This is a genomic window from Pseudomonas sp. ok266, from assembly GCF_900110195.1.
In the GTDB taxonomy this organism is placed as follows: domain Bacteria; phylum Pseudomonadota; class Gammaproteobacteria; order Pseudomonadales; family Pseudomonadaceae; genus Aquipseudomonas; species Aquipseudomonas neuropathica.
Genome location: NZ_FOCU01000006.1, coordinates 1 through 17,229, shown reverse-complemented (window position 1 = coordinate 17,229; position 17,229 = coordinate 1). Strand labels below are relative to the sequence as shown.

Below are 17,229 nucleotides of genomic sequence, written 5' to 3'. Positions count from 1 at the left end.
ATCAAAAACGTGCTCTCAGCGAGCTGACCCACTCTTACAGTGATGTCCTGACCACCAATGGACAGTCAACTCGCTGGGTTCCCGAAAGCTCCAGGGTCTCGATCAGATGCCGTGCAGCCTGGCGCCCAATTTCGTAGTACGGCAGTTGCACGGTGGTCAACGGAGGGATGAACAACTCGGCAATGCCGATCATGTTGTCGTAGCCGAGGACGGCGACATCGTCGGGAATTTTCAGGCCTCGCCCCAACAACAACTGATAGGCACAAAAGGCAATGCGGTCGTTGCCACAGATCAAAATATCGAATTGGGGACGACCATCAATGACATGCCGGTCGAGGATAGCGGCTGTTTCACCATAGGCATCATGATCGGAAAGGTCGTATTGCAGGAGCGTGTCCGGCGCCAGTCCGAATGCCTGACAGGCACGCTGCAGGCCTTTTTGTCGCAGCCCCCATGCCAGACTCTGTTTCGGCAGATTGATACACAGCGGACGCTTGTAGCCGAGGCTCAACGCGTGGTGTACGGCGCGATACTGGCCCATTTCGTCGTCGGGTACATAGCTGACGAGGCTGCTGTCATCTGCCAGACAATTGGCGAGCACCAGAGGCTTGCTCTTCAAGCGCTCGGGAATGCTGACCTGGCGAAACCCCATGGCGCTGAAGATCAAGCCGTCCGGACGGTGCGACAGCATCAGGTCGATGTTCTGGTCGGTGGGCGGGTTGCTTAGCAGGTTGAGGATAAAGACATTCCAACCGGCCTGTTGCGCGGTCTGCTCAATGGACAGCAACAGCTCGACCGCGAAGGGCGTGGTCGCAGTGTCCAGCGCGAACACACCGATGGTTCGCGACTGGAGGTTGTCACCGCGCATCTTGCGCGCTGACAGGCTGGGTACGAATTGCAGTTCATCAATGGCTCGACGCACCCGTAGAAGGGTTTCGGGGCTCAGTTTTTCCGGACTATTGAGCGCTCGAGACACCGTCATCAGGGACACGCCGGCCAGCTGTGCAACGTCTTTCACTGAAGTCATGCGAAGTGCGGCCGGTCAGGTTGACGCAGAATCATGACACAGGGCCCGGGCTTCTCGCGACCCGAATGACGCCGCTCATGACCATCCCGAACCGAGCGGCCATGCCTTGGCAATCGAGACGCGCCCGCCACTCCCGCTGGCCACAAGCTTCACGCCCAGACTGTCGGAACGCGGATAGAGGCGACTGCTGAGGCTGAAGCGGCCGTTTTCGTCGAATACCTCGATGGATGAGCGATCAAGAAACACGCGCAGTTCCAAGCGCTCTTGTGTCGGGTCTATCGCCACGCTGCGCTGGCCTGTGACTTGCGCACCCGAGCGGCTGCGATCAAGCACCAGGCGCTGCAGTGACGGATCATAGTAGAGAAGGGTTTCTTCGCGGCCATCGTCGCTGCAACGGAGGGCGACTCCCAAGTGGCCGTCAGTGCAGCCGAGCAGATCCAGATGCACATGGATTTCCAGCATGTCGCCGTTTACCTCCGGCACCCAGCGGGCTCCCGATGCTTCCCACCAAGGCGTACCCGGCAATGGCGCCATTCGCAGCGCGCTGAGCTCGCGTGCCGGATACACGCGAAGGCGATCGGCGCACAGTTCCAGTTCGCGGGGCAATCCGAGCATGCCGCACCAGTGATGGGCCTGGCTCGGCATCGGGCTTTCCCACATGTCCAGCCATGCCCATACGAGGCGCCGACCATCGGCGGCCAACAGCGTTTGCGCTGCATAGAAATCGTGGCCGTTATCCAGCTCGATAAAAGGCCCGCCGGTGAAGTGCCACTGGTTGTCGAGCTGGCCCACTCGATAACCGCTCTGGTATTTGTTGAGCCGGTCATAACCGTCGGCTTGCATGCCTTGTGGTGAGTACAGCAGCACATCGCGTCCATTCAGGCGAAACAGGTCCGGGCATTCCCACATATAGCCATCGCCCTCGCTGCCGGCGGACACATAGTCGAGGAATTCCCAGACGTGCAGATCCGTGGAGCGGTACAGCGGCAGTAGCGGTCTGTCGCCCAGACGTGCGCCGGCAATCAGGTACCAATAGCCATCTTCCTGCCAGACCTTGGGGTCGCGGAAATGCATGATGGCGTCTTGCGGCGCGCTGTCGATCACTGCGCCGTGTTTGACGAAGCGGATGCCATCGGTACTGGTTGCCAGGCACTGAACCTGGCGGATCAAGCGTTCGTCACCCACTTCGCCCAGCCAGGTGTGCCCGGTATAGATCAGGGCCAGAGTATCGCCACAGACCACCGCGCTACCGGAAAAACAGCCGTCGCGGTCGCACTCATCGCCGGGTGCCAGCGCAATGGGCAGGTGCTGCCAGTGCACCAGATCGGCACTCTTGGCGTGGCCCCAATACATCGGCCCCCATTTTGCGTCGAAGGGATGATGCTGATAGAAAACGTGATACTCGCCACGGAAGTACACGACCCCGTTCGGGTCGTTCATCCAGCCTGCCGGCGGGGCAATATGATAACCGGGTCGATAATCCTCAATGACGCGGGACTGGTTGTCAGCCAAGGCGCGCTGCGCAAGGTCAAGGGTCGAAGACATGGGGTCGCTCGGGGTATTCAAAGACAAAGTCATAGGGCGTTTGCTCGGATTGAGCGCAAAGAGAGGTCATCCGCCACGGATTCAATGGCGTGCGGGTGGCGCTTCAATGCCGTGCCGTCGGTGTCGAACAGGTGGATCTTGTCGATGTCCAGTTGCAGCTCGACCCGATCGCCTGCCTGCCATTCGGCGTTGACTTCACAACGACAGATCAATGGCTCGTCCTGCCCGGTATCCAGGTGCACATAGGTTTCACTGCCCAGGTATTCGACCCCGGTCACGACGACGCCAGCGCTTCCCGGCGCCGCTTTGAGTGACAGGTGTTCCGGGCGAACGCCCAGGCTCAGCGAGGCATCTGCCGCCAGGTTCGAGCTGTCGAAGGGCAGGGTGGTCATCCCCAAAACCGGAGTATCAACCAGGCTGGTTTCGCCCGGCGCACGCAGGCGGGTCGGCAGGAAATTCATTCTCGGCGAACCGAGAAAACCGGCGACAAAGCGGCTGGCAGGGCGCTCGTAGAGTTCGCGCGGTGAGCCGACCTGCTCGACGTGGCCGCCATTGAGCACAACAATTTTGTCGGCCAGGGTCATCGCTTCGACCTGATCGTGGGTGACGTAGATCATGGTTGAGCGCAGTCGGGCATGCAGCCGGGCGATTTCGTTGCGCATCTGCACCCGCAAGGACGCATCCAGGTTGGAGAGCGGCTCATCGAACAACAAAATGTCCGGTTCCCGCGCCATGGCTCTGCCCATGGCTACACGCTGACGCTGCCCTCCAGACAACTCTTTTGGCTTGCGTTGCAGCAGTTTGTCCAATTGCAGGATTTGCGCAGTTTTCAGTACCCGCTCGCGCAAGCTGCTCTTTTCAGTTTTGGCCAGTTTGAGACCAAAACTGATGTTGTCGTAGACGCTCATGTGTGGGTACAGCGCATAGGACTGAAACACCATGCCGACGCCACGTTCGCGCGGTTCGAGGTCGTTGACCCGGCGCCCGTCGATCAGCAGGTCGCCGGCGCAGATCGAATCCAGTCCGGCGATCAGCCGCAGCAGCGTCGACTTTCCGCAGCCCGAAGGACCGACGAACACCACGAATTCACCCGCAGCGATCTCCAGGTTGATGTCGCGAAGAATCCGCGCGCCGCCCAATTGTTTGTTGACGTTGTCCAGTTTCAATTTCATCACGATGCGGTTCCTTGTCTTTATTGGGCATCAACCCTTTAACGCGCCGGCAGTGAGGCCGGAAACGATTCGGCGCTGGAAGATCAGCACCAGAATCACCAGTGGGACGGTGACCAACACCGAGGCGGCCATCAACAAGCCCCAAGGCAACTCATGGGGGCTGCCGCCGGAAATCAAGGCGATGGCCACCGGCACCGTGCGTTGGCTGTCGGTGAGGGTGAACGTCAGGGCAAACAGAAACTCGTTCCACGCGGCGATGAAGGCCAACAAGCCAGTCGTGACGAGGGCTGGCCAGAGCAGCGGCAACAGCACGCGGGTCAGCGTCACCCAGGGCGACGCACCATCCATGATTGCCGCTTCCTCCAGTTCATGGGGCAGTTGGCCCATAAAGGTGGTCAGTACCCAGACGGTGAAGGGCAGGGTGAAAATCGTGTAGCTGAGGATCAACGCCCACGACGTGTTGTACAGGCCCAGGGCGCGGATCACTTCGAACAGTCCCGACAGCACCGCGACCTGGGGAAACATCGACACGCCAAGGACCATCATCAACACCGTGCCACGCCCACGAAATTTGACCCGGCCCAAGGCATAGGCAGCGGTCAGGCTGAGGAACAGCGCCAATGTGACCACGCACAGCGCAACCACCAGCGAATTACCGATTGCTCGCAGGAATGAGGCCTGGTGGAGTACCGCCGCGTAATTGGAGAAGTCAGGATTTTCGATCCAGTAGCTCACCTCGAACAAGGCGCTGGAGGGCTTCAGCGATGTCACGATGGCGTAGTAGAACGGGAAAACCGCATACAGCAGCAACACCCCGATCAGGCACCAGAATCCGAGGCGCAACAGCGCTTTTTTCAGTAGGCGCGGGCTCATGCGCGGACCTCCAGTTGACGGCGTCCGAGGTAGAGGTAAAGCATGGCGATCACTGCAACCACGAGAAACAACAGCGTCGACGCCGCGCTGCCGTAACCGACGTCCTGAAACTCCACCAGGTGCTGGCGGGCATACACTGACATGCTCATGGTGCTCGACGAATTCGAGGTCAGCACATAGATGACGTCGAATACCCGCAGGGAATCGAGGATGCGGAAGATCGCCGCCACCAGCAGTGCAGGCATCAACAGTGGCAGGGTGACACGCCAGAACACCTTCAGCGGATGAATGCCATCGACCCTGGCCGCTTCGTAGCAATCGCTCGGCAACATCTGCAAGGCCGCCAGCATCAGCAGCGTGACGAAGGGCACGGTCTTCCAGACATCAACGATGATCACCGCCCACATCGACAGGTCGGCATCTGCCGTCCAGGCCAGGGGAGCATCAATCAGGCCGAGGCTGAGCATCAGGTGATTGATGATGCCGAACTGGTCGTTGAGCATCCATGACCAGATCTTCGCCGAGACAATCGTTGGAATCGCCCACGGAATCAGAATCAACGCCCGCACCAGAGAACGGCCGGTGAACTTGATGTTCAGCAGCAACGCCACCAACAACCCCAGCACGACCTCCAGTCCCACCGAGACCACCGTGAAATACAACGTGTTGCGCACCGCATTCCACCACTGCGGATCGACGAGGATGCCCGACCAGCCGGAATCGCTGAACAACAGATAATTGCTCAAGCCTATGAAGGTTGCGCCACCGGTGTCTGCCAGGCTGGCGTCGGTCAGGCTGAACCAGAATGTGCGCAGCAGCGGCCACGCGGCCACCAGGGCCAGGCAGACCAGCATTGGCGTCAGAAACAGCCAGGCAGCGCGCACCCGGCGCCGTTGTACAGGCGTTTCCCTCGTGAGCAGAAGCTCGTCAAAGGGGGCATGGGTCGTAGAGACAGACATGGTGATTTCCTTCCTTGTGGCTTACCAGTTCCGGCGTTTGATACGCGTGAGTTCACTTTCCAGTTCGGCCAGTGCCTGATCCACGGGCAACTCGCCCGCCAGCACGCCATGCACCCGATCGAAGAAGGCATTGGAAACCCGTGGATAACGATCGGCGGTGATGGCGGCGGGGCGCATGACCCCAGCGTTGAGAATGCTGTGCAGCTGAGCGTAATAAGGCATGGTCGCGAGCAACTCGGGATCTTGATACAGCGACTCGATCACCGGGTTATAGCCGCCTGTCAGAGCGCGATGTTTTTGCTCTTGGGCACTCGTCAGATAGCTCACCAGTTCTGCGGCAAGTTTGGGATGAGCGCTGTAACGCGATACCGCCAGGCCCCAGCCACCAAGGGTGGAGGCATGCTCGCCGGTTTCGCCGCCGCGGGGCAGGGGAGCGACGCCGACCTTGTCTTTTACGGCACTGTCCTGGCTTTGCACCAGGGCCCAGACATAAGGCCAGTTACGCATGAATAGCGCATTGCCCGACTGGAATACGCCACGTCCTTCTTCCTCGGTGTAATTGAGCACGCCACGCGGAGAGATGTCTCCGACCCAACTTTTCGCCAGCGTTAACGCCGCTCTCGAGGCCTGACTGTTGACCACGATGTCGCCGCGTTGATTGATCAGGCCGCCTTGCGGTTGGCTGCTGATCCACTCCAGCGCATTGCACGTCAGCCCCTCGTAGGCACGCCCCTGAAAGATGTAACCCCAGGCATTGGCGTTCCCGGCGTTGCGTTCAGCCTGTTGCACATCCCTGGCGGTAGCGGTCATTTCCTCCCACGTTTGAGGAACCTGTTTGTTGTATTTCTCAAGCAAGTCCTTGCGGTAATACAGCAGCCCTGAGTCGGTGAACCACGGCATCGTCACCAGCCGGTCGTTGACCGTGGCGTTATCGACCTGGGCCTGGAAGTAGCCTTGGGTCGCGTTCGCGGGAAGCACCTCCCGCAGATCCAGCAGGTGTTTTGCCAGCATCCCCGGCCACACCATGTCGATTTGAATGATGTCGATGTCGGTGGACTGCGCACTGAGGATCTGCTGGTAGAACGACAACCTCTCGGTTGCCGAGTTAGGCGTGGAGACCACCTCGACGTTGTTGCCGGTCTGTTTCGACCATGTCTCGACGGCCTCTTTGCACAGTTGCAACTCCGCACCCACGGCACCGCAAGAGATCGTCAGATCGGTTGCGTTCGACACGGATGGCAGTGCGGCAGACAGGGTGATCAATGCAACGGGCAGGAGCGATTTCAGGTGTTTCATCGAGCGTCCTTTATTTTTGTTTTTAGAAAAGTTAACGTTAACATCGCCAAATGTAGCAGCGTATTTGCGATGAGGCATCCTTTTTTTCGTCGATTGCGACAACTCGCAACGCACGTAAAAAACGGCCGTTTGCGTCAACCAACAATAAAAACAAAACAGGGATTTCATATGCACAAAGCAACAGGCTGGCTACTGGCAGGTGTGCTCGGCACATCCGCAGCGACCGCTCAGGCCGCGACACTGGAAGAGCGCATGGCCGCACTTGAGGCGCGTGCCAGCGCAGCGGAAAAGCGTGCAGCCACGGCCGAACAGCAGACCCAGGCACTTGCCCGGGAATTGCAGCAGGTCAAACGCGCGGCGCCGCCCTTGCAACCCGTCGCCTCTAACGCAACAGCCATGTCGGCACCTGCTCTGGACACCCGACTGGCAAAACTCGAGGCCCGTCAGCAAAGCCTGGAAAAGGAGGGCAGTACTGGGAACCTCACCGATGGGTTCAGCTTCAACGGCTATGCGCGCTCCGGGTTGCTGGTCGACGAGGGGCTGGGTGGCGGGCGTGGCGGCCCTTATACAACGCCGGCCGGTTCGGTGGGCGGGGCAGTCGGGCGACTCGGTAACGAGGACGACACCTACATGCGTATCGACCTGTCGAAAGAGGTCTATGCGCAAAACGGTACCCGTTCCAAATTCACCGTCTCCATCGCTGACGGTGTGGAAAGCTCCAATGACTGGACGGCCGACGAAAGCAAACTCAACGTACGCCAGGTGTTCGCCACGCTCGACCATGTCGCTGCATTCAAAGGCAATTCAGTCTTCGAGAACGCTACGCTGTGGGCAGGCAAGCGCTTCGATAGAGATAATTTCGATATCCACTGGCTGGACTCCGACGTCGTTTACCTCGCCGGCACCGGCGGTGGAATTTACGATGTGCAGATGAACAAGCATTGGCGCTCGAATTACTCGTTGATTGGGCGTAGCTACGGGGATTTCAGTCAGGGCGGTATCAATGCCGATGTGGAAAGCTACATCCTGACCTCCAACCAGTTCTTCGAGGATGGCCAGTGGCAGTGGATGTACAACGCCATCGGCGCCAAGAAAAACGATTTCGGCACCCACACCAACAAGGCCGGTTTGACGCCTGCGGATAGCGGTTTGCACAGCATGCTGGCCAATCACCAGAAAACCTTTTTCGGCAGAGAAGGGTTCTTCAAAACGGCGCTGCTCTATGGGCAAGGCCTGGGGGCAGAGGTCAAGAACGTTGGCTCGGACGGTGAACTGATCGACGACGCCCGCGCGCTGCGTCTGGCGCTCTACGGTGAGACCCCGCTGACCTCTGACTGGCGCATCGGGCCCAGCTTGCTGGCTGAACAGAGCAAGGATAGATACGTTAAAGGTGACGACTACCGCTGGCTGACCCTCAACGTGCGATTGGCCAACAAAATCAACAGCAACTTCGAAATGGCCTACGAAATGAGCTGGCAAACCATGAACCTCGACCCCAAGGGCTATCTACAACGTAATGCGGTCGATGGTAACTTCTGGAAGTTCACGGTCGCCCCGACATTCAAACTCGACGTCGGCGATCTACTCACGCGTCCGGAGTTGCGAGTGTTCGCCAGCTACATGAACTGGTCTTCGGATCTGGACCGGTTCAGTACTAACGACTCCTTTGGCATGTCCGACTTCCAGGCGGGAGGGGTGTGGCAATACGGTATCCAGATGGAAACCTGGTTTTAATCGTTGAATACACTTGCGATAGTGCAGTGCTGGAGCGGCGAAGGATGCTCCAGGCTAATGATGTCGTTTCTTCCCAGGATGGATGATTACCCAATGCTCAAGTTCAATGCTCATCTCGGTTTCCAATTCAATGAATTGCCTTTTCTGCAGCGCATCGAAGCCGCCGCAGCCGCCGGTTTCCGGGCAGTTGAGTTCCCATCACCGTATGAATTCGACGCCAGTCTGCTTGCCGACCATCTAGCCCAATACAGTTTGCCGTTGATTCAGTTCGCCGCCCCGGCTGGCGTGACCAAAGGCATCGCCGCGTTACAGGGCAGGGGAGAGGAGTTTCGTGACGGGTTGCTCCAGGCCGCCCGCTACGCAAAGACCTTGGCGTGTGCGGATGTCCACATCATGTCGGGCGTTACCACGCAGAATGACGCTGAGCGAACCTACGCGGGCAACCTGGAATATGCGGTGAAGTACTTGGAAGATCAGGGGCTGCGGCCGCTGATCGAAGTGATCAGCGCGGAGGCGATGCCGGGCTATTACATGTCCGACTTCAGCAAGGCGCAACAGGTACTGGAGACCTTCCCGAGTGTCGGGCTGATTCTTGATCTTTACCATGCCCAGCTTTTGACCGGAGACGCAGCCGACGTGCTGGCGCGGTTCTATGACAGAACCGTGCATGTGCAAATTGCCGATTGCCCGGGGCGTCACGAGCCGGGAACGGGGAATATCGACTTTGCTGCCTTGTTCGCGGCGCTGGAGCAGCGCGGCTACGCCGGATGGATTGGCTGTGAGTACCGTCCTTCTGGCTCTACCGTTGCGAGTCTTGACTGGATCAAGCAGCTGAGTGCTTAGGTTCCAGACAAAAATCTTTGAGTCGCTGATATGGGGACAATCGCCGCCATCAAAGGCAGAAGCCCTTGATGGCCGAGCGAGAAGAACTCATCGACATCGGCCTGACGCTGGCGGGTAGGGGGGATTTAATGCCTGATGCGGTTTTTGTAAGTCGAACTATTTTGTTCGGAGATTGTGATCCGGCAGGGGTGGTTTACACCCCGCGATTCTCACATTTTGCTGTAGAGGCCATTGGTGTAGCACTCGACAGATGGGTAGGGGGGCCGGGGCTTAGGGCTGTGATGAGTTTTAATATATTGCCGCCGGTGCGTGCGATGTCGATCGAGTTGCTGGCTCCGCTGACGTGGGATGACGAAATGACTATTAAAGTTGGCGTGGCCAGGTTGGGCGAGCACTCTTTTACTTTTTTGGTTGAGGGGTTTATCGGCGAAGGCGTGCTGGCATTTACCGCGAATGTCACACACGTTTGTGTGTCACCGGAAAGTAAGGAAGTTGTACCCATTCCAGCTCCGTTGCGAGCGCTTCTTTCATAGACGATCAGACGGACTCAACAAACGTTTGGGGGGCTGTCGAGTGTCCGGTTGTGGTCAAAATCTACCGTTCCTCACCGGCAGCTATGGGCGATTGCGGCCTTGGTGACCGGCAGCAATCGGCCAAGAGCGGACGTTTGCGCGCTCCGAAACAAGCCGTCGTTCACTCCTGTGAGTAAGGCGCGTTATCTGCCGACTGATGCCAAATAGATCCATGGGCTCGGCAGAGCTCAACGGAATATCTGTCGCACAACATTTCGATGGCGGCTTTATTAAGTGCCTGATCTGAAGAGGAGATTGACCCACCACAGGTCAGGTACAAGTACAACGCAACCAGGGCCTCCAGCCTCGACGAGTCGGACTGCACGGTAAACCTTGAGACATCTACCTCGCTCGCATTGATTTCGATGTAAGGGTCATCGCTCTCTCTGTCCTTCACATACAGGTATGTCCAAGAGCGGCTGTTCACAGGGTATGAATCACCATCCGTGTCTACGTTTCGCCCAGGGCCATAGAGCAAATCCAGAAAACATCTGAAGTCGGGCCGTTCGCTAACGACGGTCACTGTGTACATAGGTTCTCCGTATTGTCCGCTTTGGGTCGAAAACAGCTTTTTGTGACTGGCATCTTCTGACCGGAAGTTGACGGTCAGGAGCGGCAGCTAACGGCCATATGCGGTCATTTACCTGACTCGATAACAGCGGACGTTTAGAGTCGGGAAAGTAACTTTACGCTGATTGGCTGAAAAAACTGAACAGTGCATCCAGCATCAGTGTGCTTATCTTTGCCCGCGGCCGCTCTAGACTGGGTCGTACCTTTCCCAGCCCAGGAGCGTTGTCATGTCCAAACATTCAATCAACGGCAAGGTCGTACTGATCGCCGGCGGTGTGAAAAATCTCGGCGGCTTGCTCGCTCGCGATCTCGCCCAGCACGGTGCTAAGGCCGTAGTGGTGCATTACAACAGCGCCTCCAGCCAGGGCGATGCCAACGCCACCGTGGCGGCTCTCGAAGCGTTGGGAGCCAAGGCAGTGGCGTTGCAGGCAGACCTGACCACTGCCGGTGCCGTGGAAAAGCTGTTCAGCGATGCCGTGGCCGCCGTCGGGCGCCCGGATATTGCGATCAACACCGTGGGCAAGGTGTTGAAAAAGCCTATGGCCGAGATCACCGAAGCTGAGTACGACGAGATGATGGCGGTTAACTCCAAAACCGCGTTTTTCTTTCTTAAGGAAGCCGGTAAGTACCTCAACGACAACGGCAAGATCTGCACCATCGTCACCTCGTTGCTCGGCGCGTTCACGCCGTTCTACGCGGCGTATGCCGGCAGCAAAGCGCCGGTGGAGCAGTTCACCAGAGCGGCTGCGAAAGAACTTGGCGCGCGTGGTATTTCAGTGACGGCAGTGGGCCCTGGCCCGATGGATACTCCGTTTTTCTATCCGGCCGAAGGTCAGGATGCGGTGAACTATCATAAGACCGCCGCCGCGCTTTCGCCGTTCTCGCGCACGGGCCTGACTGATATCGAGGATGTTGTGCCGTTTATTCGCAACCTTGTGAGTGATGGCTGGTGGGTGACGGGCCAGACGATTTTGATCAACGGCGGTTACACCACCAAATAACGGGCGAAAAAACGATTGCAACCCCGCAATGTCGCGTTAACACTTTTCCCGACAAACCAGGCCATGGGGTTGCTATGAGCGCCGATCAGTCTGCACATCACCCGTTACTTCGCCACCGTGATGGTCACCATGCGCGGGTGACGTTCGAAGAGCTGTTGTTCGATCTCGTCTATGTCTTCGCCGTGACCCAACTCAGCCACGGCCTGCTCCATCACCTGACCCTGGTCGGCGTGATGGAGACCCTTATTCTGTGGTTCGCGGTATGGCTTGGCTGGCAATACACCTGCTGGGTCACCAATTGGTTTAACCCGGAAACCCCGAGGGTGCGCGGCCTGATCTTCGCCCTGATGTTTCCCGCCTTGCTGATGGCGGCGAGCATTCCTGAAGCCTTTGGCGAGCGGGGCTTAGTGTTTGCGCTGGCCTATGTGGCGATTCAGGTAGGCCGTACCGCCTTTATCGTGCTGCATTTGCCCGGTGAACACGCGCTGGCACCGAACTTCAAGCGCATGCTCGGCTGGGTAGTGATTGCCGCGGCGTTCTGGTTGGCGGGCGCGTTTATGGAAGGGCCGTGGCGTATCGGCCTATGGCTAATCGCGGTGCTGTGTGAGTACGTGTCGCCCATGTTCGGCTTTGCGCTGCCGGGGCTGGGACGCTCGCGCACCAGTGACTGGACCATCGAGGGCGCGCATCTAGCCGAGCGTTGCCAGCTGTTTGTGATTGTCGCACTGGGCGAAACGCTGCTGGCCAGCGGCGCGGTGCTCGCCGAAACCGAGCACTGGGATATTCCCGTGTTGGTGGGGTTATTGGTGACCTTACTGGGCACCCTGGCTATGTGGTGGTTGTACTTCGGCACGGCGAGCAAAGACGCCATTCATTGCGTTACCCACTCCAAAGACCCTGGGCGCACCGGCGCTTACTTTCATTACATTCACGCAGTGCTGGTGGCCGGCATCATTGCCACGGCCGTCGGCAATGATCTGGTCATGGCCCACCCCGACAAGCACATGAACACGGCCTACGTCGTGACCCTGCTGCTGGGGCCCATGATCTTTCTATTCGCCAGCCTGTTGTACAAACGCGAGGTGTATCAGGTGGTCGCCAAATCGCACCTGGCCGGCATCGTGCTCTTGCTGGCGCTGGCGCCGATTGCGGTTTTGACCGACCTGCTGATGGTGGGCACGTTGACCATCATGGTGTTGTTGATCGTCAGTTTCGTGGAATGGCGGGTGGTGCGCCGGTTTCGAGCGAAACAGGCTAACGCCGTCGTCGAGCACTGATAACCCATGGACCGCATCGAGCAGTACCGCGTTTTCGTTCAGGTGGCTGAGTTCGGCAGTTTCATCCGGGCCGCACGACTGCTTAAACTGCCGCGTGCCACAGTATCGGCGGCCATTCAACAATTGGAAGCCAATGCCGGAACGCGCTTGTTGCACCGCACCACGCGCAAGGTGTCATTGACCACCGACGGCACCCAGTTACTGCAGCGAGCGCGCCAAGTGTTGGTCGAGATCGATGAGATCGACCAACTGTTCCACACCCATCAAGAGCAGGTGATGGGGCGCCTGGAAGTCGATGTGCCCAGCCGTATCGCCCGGCGCCTACTCATTCCCGCGCTTCCCGAGTTTTTCCAGCGTTATCCGCGCCTGCAACTGGGCCTGGGTTCCACCGACCGGGCGATAGACTTGGTGCAGGAGGGCGTCGATTGTGTGATTCGTTTCGGCACGCCGCAGAGCAGCAGCCTGGTAGTGAAACCGTTGGGGCGGGTGTTGCTGATCAACTGCGCCAGCCCCGCCTACCTGGCCGAATTTGGCGTGCCCACCGAGCTTGCCGAGTTGCAGGAGCGGCACGTATGCGTCGGCTATGTGGCGGGGTCGGGCGGGCAAGAGGCTCAGTGGGAATATTGTCTCGACGGCGTCCGCCAGTCGTTTCCACTGCCCAGTCAACTCGTGGTCAATAATGCGGAAAGCTACATCGCCGCGTGCTGCACAGGGCTCGGTTTGATTCAGGTGCCGTTGTTCGATGTGCAGCATTTACTGGATAGCGGCGAGCTGGTGGAGGTGCTGGCCGCTTACCGGCCGCCGTCGATGACCGTGTCTTTGCTGTATCCGGATCGTCGCCAACGCTCCCGGCGCCTCGGTGCATTTATCGAGTGGTTTGCCGGCTTGATGGCGCCGTATCTGCAGAGTAAGTAACGCCGTTTCGATTGGCGGTAAAGCCTGGACGCCGCATCCAGCGCCCTAGGCTTATATTTGCGTGAGGCGGATCTTGACTGGGTAGGTCTTGTAACCGTCGGGAGCACTATCGCCAAGTTTGGCCGCCCGGGACGCATGTTTTCAAAGGCATAGAGGCAGATTCCCCCCCTGTAAACGTCCGCTATTGACCGATTATCGAATCTGCCAGGCGATCGGTCTCGACAAGAGCGCGGTCAGCCGTTCATTGCAAACATTGGAAGCGGCGGGGCGGATCACCACTCAGCTGGATCCCAAGGATGCACGGCGTTACACCGTGCGATTGACGGCCAGCGGCAAAGAACTGCATGACCGCGTGCTCAAAGTTGCACTTGAGCGTGAGTCGCGTCTACTCAGCGGATTGACCCCGGCTGAGGTCGACACGTTGGTTGACTTGCTTGGCCGCCTGCATCTGCAAGTGCCCAATGTGAACAGTTATGACCCGAGTGAGGAGTGAATCAGCGAAAGATCGAAATTTGTCTGGAAAGTTCGTCATTCGTCTTCGATATGCGCTTAACTACACTAAATGGTCGTTTAGTTGAGCTATAAAAACCACCATAAAATCAAGGGGGCGGGCGATGATTCAACGTAAAGCAAGCACACAGGACGTGATCAATGCGCTGAATCTCGAGCCTCATCTCGAAGGCGGCTATTTTCGTAGAACCTATCAGTCAGACCATCGCGATTGGCTCGAAACCGCTGGCGGCCCACGTTACCTGATGACGTCGATCTACTATCTGCTGACCGAGCAATCACCGGTGGGCCAGTTTCATTTCAATCAGTCTGACATCCTGCATTATTTCCACTTGGGCGACGCACTCGAATACAGCCTGATCCATGCGGACGGTTCATTGCAGACAGTCATCATGGGCAACGATGTTCTCGCAGGACAGCGTTTGCAATTGCACGTACCGGGCGGCATCTGGAAAGCATCACGATTGCTGGACGGGACAAACGGATTTGGATTGATCAGTGAAGCGGTTTCGCCTGGATTTGATTTTGCCGACATGGAGATGGGGAATCGCCAGAAGCTCACGACAGCGTTTCCACAGCATCGAGCATTGATTGAAAAGCTGACGCGGGATGAGGATTGAGCGATGCAGATTCAGAGGATTAATCAGGTTGGAGGGAAAGCCGGTTTGGGGCATTGCAGGAGAATGAAATCTCGCGGACAACGCGGCTAATCTCGAAACATCTTGTTACGTGTAATGTATATTATGTTAAATCATGTCTATTACAACGCCACCGATTGAGCAACATCAACAAACGTCCACTTCAAATGGATTAACTTGACCTGACTTTCGCTGACCCAAGGATTCGCCATGCCTGCCGAAGTGGATGTCGCGATTATCGGCGGTGGCCAGTCTGCACTCGCCGTCGCTTACTTCCTGCGCCGTACCGGGCGTTCCTTTGTGATTATCGATGCCGAAGCGGCACCGGGTGGCGCCTGGCGGCATGGCTGGGATTCCCTGCGACTGTTTTCACCGTCGACCTGGAGTTCCATCGCCGGCTGGATGATGCCTCCGGTCACTGACGGTTACCCCAGTCGCGACAACGTAGTCGATTACCTGCGCCAGTATGAGCAACGCTACCAGTTTCCTGTCGCACGGCCCTACTGGGTCAACGCTATTGAACGTCGGGGCAATCACCTCAACGTAAAAGCCCAGGGTCGCAATTGGCTGGCCCGCACCGTGGTCAGCGCGACCGGCACCTGGCGCCATCCCTACGTGCCGCATTACCCAGGCAGCGAAACCTTTACCGGCCAGCAATTGCATTCGGCCCACTACGTTACCGCCAAGCCGTTTGCGGGAAAAAAAGTCCTGGTGGTGGGCGGTGGCAACTCCGGTGCGCAGATCCTCGCTGAAGTCTCGCAAGTGGCCGATGCCACTTGGGTTACTCCGCAGCCGCCAGAGTTTCTTGCCGATGACGTTGATGGACGCGTGCTCTTCGAACGCGCCACCGAGCGCTGGAAAGCGCAACTGGCCGGCATCGTCATTGAACAGCCCGTTGGCGGCCTGGGCGATATCGTGATGGTGCCGCCAGTCGTTGAGGCACGGGAGCGCGGCGTGTTGCACGCGGTTCGGCCGTTCCTGCGCTTCACCGAGACCGGCGTGACTTGGGCTGATGGCTCGCAAACGCCGGTCGACGCGGTGATCTGGTGCACCGGCTTCCGCCCTGCCCTCGGCTATCTGGAGTCACTGGGCGTGTGTTCCGCCGACGGGCGCGTGGCCGTCAAAGGTACGCATTCGATTCAGGAACCGCGTTTGTGGTTGGTGGGTTATGGCGACTGGACTGGTGCCGCTTCCGCGACACTGATCGGCGTGACCCGAACGGCGCGCAGTACCGTTGAGGAAATTGAGCGGTTTTTGCTGGAGCAGTGAGTCGGCGCAGCGCAGTTCAGGCAACGTTGAGGTCCCTCTCAGGAATTAAAATGTCTTAACCCGCTTTGTTCTCAACCAGGCAATTGCCTCCATCCACCACGAGCAGTTCACCGGTGATGTAACTCGCTTCAGGTGAAGCCAGGAATACAACGGCTGCGGCCACTTCGTCTGGGCGCCCCGCTCTCCCGAGAGGCGTAGAACGTGCGGCTTTGACTTCATCAGGCGTGCTCGACCCTGTAGCTATCCAGCCAGGGGCAACTGAGTTCACAGTGATACCTTGATGAGCCACCTCAAGGGCTAGACTCATGTTCATTCCTACCATTCCCGCCTTTGCAGCACTGTAAGCAGCCTCCCCTGGATTACTGGCCCGTGTGCCGGTAGTTGAGCTGATGTTCACTATGCGGCCATAGCCTCTCGCTCGCATCCCAGGCAACACCCCTTGGGTTAACAGAAACGCAGTTGTCAGATTTCTAGCGATGGAAAGATTCCAGCTTTCGAGGCTCGTACTCGTGAACTCGGAGAACTGTTCTGGACTCCCTTGCATCGCCATACCGGCATTATTTACAAGAATATCGATGCGGCCCCAGACGGCCTCAGCCCAAGCGACGAATTCACTCACCTGAGTTTCCTGAGTCAAGTCGACCGGTCGACCCACTGCTTCGAAGCCGGCGCCACGTAACTCCGCAACCCGCTCATTGATGCGTGCGCTGCTTGCCGTGACGATCAACTTGGCCCCTTGAGCCCCAAGACGATGGGCAATGGCCATACCGATTCCAAGCTCACTGCCCGCTCCACTCACAAGTGCCACTTGATCTGCCCAGGTTGAATTCATCATCGTTGCCTCTGTAATTGCAATTACGCACCTCGCTCACTGATCAACCTGAGTGAGTGCCTTCCCCTAGGTGATGCTCCCATGGTGGGCATGGTGACCAAGCCTCCACGAGCTTATCGATGAAGAGTCGAATTTTTGGAGAGAGGTGCCGCTTGCTAGGGTAGATCACCCGAATAGGCTCTGCGGCCTCTGCATA

General features: G+C 58.1%; 15 protein-coding genes and 2 pseudogenes. 9 read left to right on the top strand and 8 right to left on the bottom strand.

The genetic code is table 11. From position 1 onward, the window contains the following. Positions 1-34: 34 nt before the first annotated feature. The 6 genes from BMY54_RS12140 to BMY54_RS12115 form a co-directional block, all read right to left on the bottom strand. Positions 35-1,027: a LacI family DNA-binding transcriptional regulator gene (locus BMY54_RS12140; RefSeq protein ID WP_093432650.1), complete on the bottom strand. Its 993-nt coding sequence runs from the start codon at positions 1,025-1,027 to the stop codon at positions 35-37. A 75-nt stretch (positions 1,028-1,102) separates the two neighbouring features. Then, positions 1,103-2,605 (bottom strand): glycoside hydrolase family 32 protein, encoded by a 1,503-nt coding sequence (locus tag BMY54_RS12135; RefSeq protein WP_093432648.1) that lies wholly within the window; start codon positions 2,603-2,605, stop codon positions 1,103-1,105. Next, entirely contained in the window at positions 2,602-3,747 is a 1,146-nt protein-coding gene (locus BMY54_RS12130; protein ID WP_175559591.1) for an ABC transporter ATP-binding protein, read from the bottom strand. The genes BMY54_RS12135 and BMY54_RS12130 overlap by 4 nt, the downstream gene beginning before the upstream one ends. Before the next feature lie 27 nt (positions 3,748-3,774). Beyond that, positions 3,775-4,617 carry a carbohydrate ABC transporter permease gene (locus BMY54_RS12125; protein WP_007910217.1) on the bottom strand — a complete coding sequence of 281 codons (843 nt, stop codon included), beginning with the start codon at positions 4,615-4,617 and terminating at the stop codon, positions 3,775-3,777. Continuing rightward, positions 4,614-5,576 (bottom strand): carbohydrate ABC transporter permease, encoded by a 963-nt coding sequence (locus tag BMY54_RS12120; RefSeq protein WP_093432644.1) that lies wholly within the window; start codon positions 5,574-5,576, stop codon positions 4,614-4,616. Before BMY54_RS12120 ends, BMY54_RS12125 begins: the two co-directional genes overlap by 4 nt. Positions 5,577-5,597: 21 nt before the next feature. Then, positions 5,598-6,872 (bottom strand): ABC transporter substrate-binding protein, encoded by a 1,275-nt coding sequence (locus BMY54_RS12115; RefSeq protein WP_093432642.1) that lies wholly within the window; start codon positions 6,870-6,872, stop codon positions 5,598-5,600. Positions 6,873-7,040: 168 nt separating this feature from the next. Between BMY54_RS12115 and BMY54_RS12110 the strand changes: the two genes are divergently transcribed. The 9 genes and pseudogenes from BMY54_RS12110 (at position 7,041) to BMY54_RS12065 (ending at position 16,201) form a co-directional block, all read left to right on the top strand. Next, on the top strand, positions 7,041-8,606 hold the full coding sequence (locus BMY54_RS12110) for a carbohydrate porin (protein WP_093432639.1): 1,566 nt from the start codon (positions 7,041-7,043) through the stop codon (positions 8,604-8,606). A gap of 93 nt (positions 8,607-8,699) precedes the next feature. Then, complete coding sequence (locus BMY54_RS12105) at positions 8,700-9,449, top strand: hydroxypyruvate isomerase family protein (RefSeq protein WP_093433556.1); 750 nt, start codon at positions 8,700-8,702, stop codon at positions 9,447-9,449. Positions 9,450-9,577: 128 nt separating this feature from the next. After that, a complete protein-coding gene (locus tag BMY54_RS12100; protein WP_093433553.1) occupies positions 9,578-9,982 on the top strand; it encodes an acyl-CoA thioesterase in 405 nt (134 codons plus the stop codon). Positions 9,983-10,818: 836 nt separating this feature from the next. Continuing rightward, a complete protein-coding gene (locus tag BMY54_RS12090; protein WP_093432634.1) occupies positions 10,819-11,592 on the top strand; it encodes an SDR family oxidoreductase in 774 nt (257 codons plus the stop codon). Between the two features lie 74 nt (positions 11,593-11,666). Then, positions 11,667-12,869, top strand: coding sequence for a low temperature requirement protein A (locus BMY54_RS12085; RefSeq protein ID WP_093432632.1), 1,203 nt, complete (start codon positions 11,667-11,669; stop codon positions 12,867-12,869). Positions 12,870-12,875: 6 nt separating this feature from the next. Next, positions 12,876-13,784, top strand: a complete 909-nt coding sequence (locus tag BMY54_RS12080) for a LysR family transcriptional regulator (protein WP_093432629.1) — start codon at positions 12,876-12,878, stop codon at positions 13,782-13,784. Positions 13,785-13,968: 184 nt separating this feature from the next. Then, positions 13,969-14,277 (top strand): annotated as a pseudogene (locus tag BMY54_RS12075) (MarR family winged helix-turn-helix transcriptional regulator); the annotation flags it as partial. 121 nt (positions 14,278-14,398) lie between these two features. Beyond that, entirely contained in the window at positions 14,399-14,914 is a 516-nt protein-coding gene (locus BMY54_RS12070) for a cupin domain-containing protein (protein WP_093432626.1), read from the top strand. 228 nt (positions 14,915-15,142) lie between these two features. Next, positions 15,143-16,201: an ArsO family NAD(P)H-dependent flavin-containing monooxygenase gene (locus BMY54_RS12065; protein WP_093432623.1), complete on the top strand. Its 1,059-nt coding sequence runs from the start codon at positions 15,143-15,145 to the stop codon at positions 16,199-16,201. 55 nt (positions 16,202-16,256) lie between these two features. On the opposite strand, the gene BMY54_RS12060 is transcribed toward BMY54_RS12065, so the two are convergent. Both BMY54_RS12060 and BMY54_RS30865 read right to left on the bottom strand, forming a co-directional pair. Continuing rightward, a complete protein-coding gene (locus BMY54_RS12060; protein ID WP_093433550.1) occupies positions 16,257-17,033 on the bottom strand; it encodes an SDR family NAD(P)-dependent oxidoreductase in 777 nt (258 codons plus the stop codon). Between the two features lie 43 nt (positions 17,034-17,076). After that, positions 17,077-17,229: pseudogene (locus tag BMY54_RS30865) on the bottom strand (LysR family transcriptional regulator); the annotation flags it as partial.

What these genes read in the sequence shown, in the direction of transcription:
- BMY54_RS12140 (WP_093432650.1), bottom strand. Translation starts at nt 1,027, where the DNA reads ATGACTTCAGTGAAAGACGTTGCACAGCTGGCCGGCGTGTCCCTGATG.
- BMY54_RS12135 (WP_093432648.1), bottom strand. Translation starts at nt 2,605, where the DNA reads ATGACTTTGTCTTTGAATACCCCGAGCGACCCCATGTCTTCGACCCTT.
- BMY54_RS12125 (WP_007910217.1), bottom strand. Translation starts at nt 4,617, where the DNA reads ATGAGCCCGCGCCTACTGAAAAAAGCGCTGTTGCGCCTCGGATTCTGG.
- BMY54_RS12120 (WP_093432644.1), bottom strand. Translation starts at nt 5,576, where the DNA reads ATGTCTGTCTCTACGACCCATGCCCCCTTTGACGAGCTTCTGCTCACG.
- BMY54_RS12115 (WP_093432642.1), bottom strand. Translation starts at nt 6,872, where the DNA reads ATGAAACACCTGAAATCGCTCCTGCCCGTTGCATTGATCACCCTGTCT.
- BMY54_RS12110 (WP_093432639.1), top strand. Translation starts at nt 7,041, where the DNA reads ATGCACAAAGCAACAGGCTGGCTACTGGCAGGTGTGCTCGGCACATCC.
- BMY54_RS12105 (WP_093433556.1), top strand. Translation starts at nt 8,700, where the DNA reads ATGCTCAAGTTCAATGCTCATCTCGGTTTCCAATTCAATGAATTGCCT.
- BMY54_RS12100 (WP_093433553.1), top strand. Translation starts at nt 9,578, where the DNA reads ATGCCTGATGCGGTTTTTGTAAGTCGAACTATTTTGTTCGGAGATTGT.
- BMY54_RS12090 (WP_093432634.1), top strand. Translation starts at nt 10,819, where the DNA reads ATGTCCAAACATTCAATCAACGGCAAGGTCGTACTGATCGCCGGCGGT.
- BMY54_RS12085 (WP_093432632.1), top strand. Translation starts at nt 11,667, where the DNA reads ATGAGCGCCGATCAGTCTGCACATCACCCGTTACTTCGCCACCGTGAT.
- BMY54_RS12080 (WP_093432629.1), top strand. Translation starts at nt 12,876, where the DNA reads ATGGACCGCATCGAGCAGTACCGCGTTTTCGTTCAGGTGGCTGAGTTC.
- BMY54_RS12070 (WP_093432626.1), top strand. Translation starts at nt 14,399, where the DNA reads ATGATTCAACGTAAAGCAAGCACACAGGACGTGATCAATGCGCTGAAT.
- BMY54_RS12065 (WP_093432623.1), top strand. Translation starts at nt 15,143, where the DNA reads ATGCCTGCCGAAGTGGATGTCGCGATTATCGGCGGTGGCCAGTCTGCA.
- BMY54_RS12060 (WP_093433550.1), bottom strand. Translation starts at nt 17,033, where the DNA reads ATGAATTCAACCTGGGCAGATCAAGTGGCACTTGTGAGTGGAGCGGGC.